The sequence below is a fragment of the Litchfieldella qijiaojingensis genome (genome assembly GCF_014651875.1).
GTDB classification, from domain to species: domain Bacteria; phylum Pseudomonadota; class Gammaproteobacteria; order Pseudomonadales; family Halomonadaceae; genus Litchfieldella; species Litchfieldella qijiaojingensis.
In genome coordinates this window covers 1-4,281 of sequence record NZ_BMXS01000054.1, presented here as the reverse complement: position 1 = coordinate 4,281, position 4,281 = coordinate 1, and the positions used below count along the sequence as shown (strand labels likewise).

Sequence of the window (4,281 nt, the reverse complement as noted above, 5' to 3'; positions counted from 1 at the left end):
CCGGTGGCCGCGGCAGCGCCCGCACCGGCTTCGACGCCGTCGGCCAGGGTGTCGGCGAGGGCATAGACGCCGTGGGCGCCGCCCGCAGCGGTCACCCCTTTCACCAGCGACGGCACGAAAGCGAGGATATCGTCACGCCAGGTGGGACGCGCGCCGGTATGCGAGGCCAGGTGGATGACCGGGCTGTAGCCGCCGGAGCTGGCGATGGTGTCGCAGGCCAGTTCCTCCGCCGCGCCGGCGACCTGGAAGGCGTCGAGGTCGATCGTGGCCACGCGTGCCGCGCTGACGCGCTTGTCGCCCTTGGCCTCGATCACGGCACTGCCGGTGATGATGCGGATGCCCTTGGCCTTGGCGGCGTCGACCCACTCGCCTTGCGGATTGGCGCGCGCATCGACGATGGCCACCACCTCGCGGCCAGCTTCCTGCCAGTCCAGCGCGGCCCGGTAGGCATGGTCGTTGCTGGTGGACAGCACCAGCTTGCGGCCAGGCACCACGCCGTAGCGACGGATATAGGTCGATACGGCACCGGCGAGCAGGTTGCCAGGCACGTCGTTGTTGGCGTACACCAGCGGGCGCTCGTGGGCACCGGTGGCCAATACCACCTGAAGCGCGCGAACACGATGCAGGCGCGAGCGGGCCTGGCGGCGGCCGTTCTTGAGCGGCGCGATATCGGCCAGGTGCTCGGTGCGCCGCTCGTGCAGCGTCACGAAGTGATGGTCGTGGTAGCCGTTGGCGGTGGTGCGCGGCAACAGGGTCACGTTAGCGAGGCCGGCGAGCTCTTTCAGGACCTGGGCGACCCAGCGCTCGGCCGGCATGCCATCGAGCAGCTCACGGCTGTCGAGCAGCGAGCCGCCCATCTCTTCCTGTTCGTCGGCGACGATCACTCGCGCACCGGCGCGAGCCGCGGTCAGTGCCGCGGCCAGCCCCGCGGGGCCAGCACCGATCACCAGCACGTCGCAGTGCTGGTTCAGGTGATCGTAGATGTCCGGGTCGGACTCGCTGGGACTACGTCCCAGGCCGGCGCTCTTGCGGATGTACTTCTCGTAGGTCATCCACAGCGAGGCCGGGGCCATGAAGGTCTTGTAGTAGAAGCCCGGCGGCATGAACTGACCGCCCAGCTTGCCGACCAGGCCCATCAGGTCACGCTGCACGTTCGGCCAGCCGTTGGTGCTGCGCGCCACGAGGCCGTCGTACAGCGCCTGCTGGGTGGCACGCACGTTGGGCACCTGGGCGGCTTCGCTGCTGCCCAGTTGCACCACGGCATTGGGCTCCTCGGCGCCGGCGGCGACGATGCCGCGCGGGCGCGAGTACTTGAAGCTGCGGTTGACCACGTCGACGCCATTGGCGAGCAGCGCCGAGGCCAGGGTGTCACCGGCATGCCCCTGATAGGTCTGGCCGTTGAAGGTAAAGCTCAGACGGCGAGAGCGATCGATACGCCCACCGGCCTGGAGACGATTCGGCTGTTGCTGGCTCATGCCCGGACTCCTGCTTGCTTGACGACCTGGGACGCTTCCGACTCCGGCTGGGCCGAGGCGGCATAGGTTTCCGCGGTGATCGTCGGCTGCTCGCCCATCTTGTAGGTCTCGAGGATCTCGTAGGTCACCGTATGGCGCGTGATGTTGAAGAACTTGCGGCAACCGACGGCATGGACCCACAGCTCGTGGTGGACGCCACGCGGGTTGTCGCGGAAGAACAGGTAATCGCCCCACTCTTCATCCGAGCAGGACTCCGGATCCTTGGGCCGCACGATGTGCGCCTGGCCCTTGGGGTGAAACTCCTCTTCCTCGCGGTGTTCGCCGCAGTAAGGGCAGTGGATATAGAACATGTTGAAGCCTCCTTAGTGCGCGACACCCGCGGCGCCGTGTTCATCGATCAACGCACCGCTATGGAAACGGTCGATACTGAACGGCGCGGCAATGGGATGCATCTCGCCCTTGGCGAGACTCGCGGCGAACACGTGGCCCGAGCCGGGCGTGGCCTTGAAGCCGCCGGTGCCCCAACCGCAGTTGAAGAACAGCCCCTTGACCGGCGTCTTCGACAGGATCGGGCAGGCGTCCGGGCAGGTGTCGACGATGCCGCCCCACTGACGGTTCATGCGCACCCGCGAGAAGATCGGGAACATCTCGACGATAGCCTGCAGGGTGTGCTCCACGGTGGGGAAGCTGCCGCGCTGACCGTAGCCGTTGTAGCCGTCGATGCCGGCGCCGATCACCAGGTCGCCCTTGTCCGACTGGCTGATGTAGCCGTGCACGTGGTTGGACATCACCACGGTGTCGAGAATCGGCTTGAGCGGCTCGGAGACCAGCGCCTGCAACGGATGCGACTCCAGCGGCAGCTTGAAGCCGGCCATCTTGGCCAGCACGCCGGAGTTACCGGCAGCCACGCAGCCGATGGTCTTGGCGGCGATATCGCCACGGTTGGTGTGCACCCCGTAGACGCGGCCGTCGCGGATCTTGAAGCCGGTGACCTCGGTGTTCTGCAGCAGGTCGACACCGTGCGCATCGGCGGCGCGGGCGTAGCCCCAGGCCACGGCATCATGGCGCGCCACGCCGGCACGCGGCTGCCAGGAGGCACCCATCACCGGGTAACGGGCGTTCTTCGAGCAGTCCATGATCGGCACCAGTTCCTGTACGCCCTTGGCGTCGAGGACCTCGCCATCGATGCCGTTCAGGCGGTTGGCGTTGACCCGGCGCTGGATATCGCGCATGTCCTGCAGGGTGTGGCCGAGGTTCAACACGCCACGCTGCGAGAACATGACGTTGTAGTTGATGTCCTGGGACAGCCCTTCCCACAGCTTCATGGCGTGCTCGTAGAGCGCCGCGGCTTCGTCCCACAGGTAGTTGGAGCGCACGATGGTGGTGTTGCGCGCGGTGTTGCCACCACCCAGCCAACCCTTCTCGATCACCGCGACGTTCTTGATGCCGTGTTCCTTGGCCAGGTAGTAGGCGGTGGCCAGACCATGGCCGCCACCGCCGACGATGATCACGTCGTACTCTTTCTTGGGCGTGGGGTTGCGCCACTGCCGCTGCCAGTTCTCATGGTGGCTGAGCGCGTGCTTGACCAGCCCGAAGCCTGAATAACGTTGCATAAGGATTCTCCTGACGGATGGATTCAGGCGATGGTTGTCTCGCGCTCGTCGGCGGTCGCCGGCTCGGCGTCGCCATACACCGGGTAACGCCCGCACAGCTCGGCTACCTTCTCGCGCACCTCGGCCTCGACGGCGCTGGTGTCGCCCTGTTCGGCCAGCACGTCAAGAATGTCGCAAATCCAGCCCGCGAGTCGCTCGCAGTCGTCCTCGGTGAAACCACGGGTGGTCACCGCCGGCGTGCCGATGCGCAGCCCCGAGGTCACGAAGGGGCTCTGCGGGTCATTGGGCACGGTGTTCTTGTTGACGGTGATATGCGCCCGGCCCAGTGCCGCGTCGGCGTCCTTACCGGTCACGCCCTGGCGGATCAGCGAGACCAGGAACAGGTGGTCGTCGGTGCCGCCGGAGACCACGTCGAACCCGCGCGCGACGAACACCTGGGCCATGGCCTTGGCATTGGCGATCACCCGGGTCTGGTAGCGCACGAAGTCCTGGCTCATGGCTTCCTTGAAGGCCACCGCCTTGGCCGCGATCACGTGCATCAGCGGACCGCCCTGCTGGCCCGGGAACACCGCGCCATTGAGCTTCTTGTACAGCGCCTCGTCGCCATGGGCGGAGAGGATCAGGCCGCCACGCGGGCCGCGCAGGGTCTTGTGGGTGGTGGTGGTCACCACATGCGCGTGCGGCAGCGGGCTGGGGTACAGATCGGCCGCCACCAGGCCGGCGACGTGCGCCATGTCGACCATCAGGTAGGCCCCGACCTCGTCGGCGATGGCCCGGAAACGCCGCCAGTCGACCACCCGCGAGTAGGCGGAGAAGCCGGCGATGATCATCTTGGGCTTGTGACTGCGTGCCAGACGCTCGACTTCCTCGTAGTCGATCTCGCCGCTCTCGGGGTTCAGCCCGTACTGCACGGCGTGATAGTGCTTGCCGGAGAAGTTGGGGGCCGCACCGTGGGTCAGGTGACCGCCATGCGCCAGGCTCATGCCCAGCACGGTATCGCCCGGCGAGACCAGGGCCATGAAGACCGCGGCATTGGCCTGGGCGCCGGAGTGCGGCTGGACGTTGGCGTAGTCGGCGCCGAACAGGTCGCAGGCGCGCTCGATGGCCAGGGCCTCGACCTTGTCGACGAACTCGCAGCCACCGTAGTAACGCTTGCCCGGGTAGCCTTCGGCGTACTTGTTGGTCAGTTGGGT

4 protein-coding genes are annotated in these 4,281 nt (G+C 66.9%); all 4 read right to left on the bottom strand.

The window, feature by feature from the left end; all coding sequences use genetic code 11:
• The coding region (locus IE093_RS22095; protein WP_189473079.1) for a 2Fe-2S iron-sulfur cluster-binding protein at positions 1-1,475 on the bottom strand (1,475 nt) is incomplete at its 3' end.
• Positions 1,472-1,825: a sarcosine oxidase subunit delta gene (locus IE093_RS22090; protein WP_189473077.1), complete on the bottom strand. Its 354-nt coding sequence runs from the start codon at positions 1,823-1,825 to the stop codon at positions 1,472-1,474. The genes IE093_RS22090 and IE093_RS22095, both read right to left, overlap by 4 nt.
• A gap of 12 nt (positions 1,826-1,837) precedes the next feature.
• Positions 1,838-3,088, bottom strand: coding sequence for a sarcosine oxidase subunit beta family protein (locus IE093_RS22085; RefSeq protein ID WP_189473075.1), 1,251 nt, complete (start codon positions 3,086-3,088; stop codon positions 1,838-1,840).
• Positions 3,089-3,111: 23 nt separating this feature from the next.
• Positions 3,112-4,281 (bottom strand): serine hydroxymethyltransferase (gene glyA / locus IE093_RS22080; protein WP_189473074.1); only part of this gene is annotated, 1,170 nt, incomplete at its 5' end.

What these genes read in the sequence shown, in the direction of transcription:
- IE093_RS22090 (WP_189473077.1), bottom strand. Translation starts at nt 1,825, where the DNA reads ATGTTCTATATCCACTGCCCTTACTGCGGCGAACACCGCGAGGAAGAG.
- IE093_RS22085 (WP_189473075.1), bottom strand. Translation starts at nt 3,088, where the DNA reads ATGCAACGTTATTCAGGCTTCGGGCTGGTCAAGCACGCGCTCAGCCAC.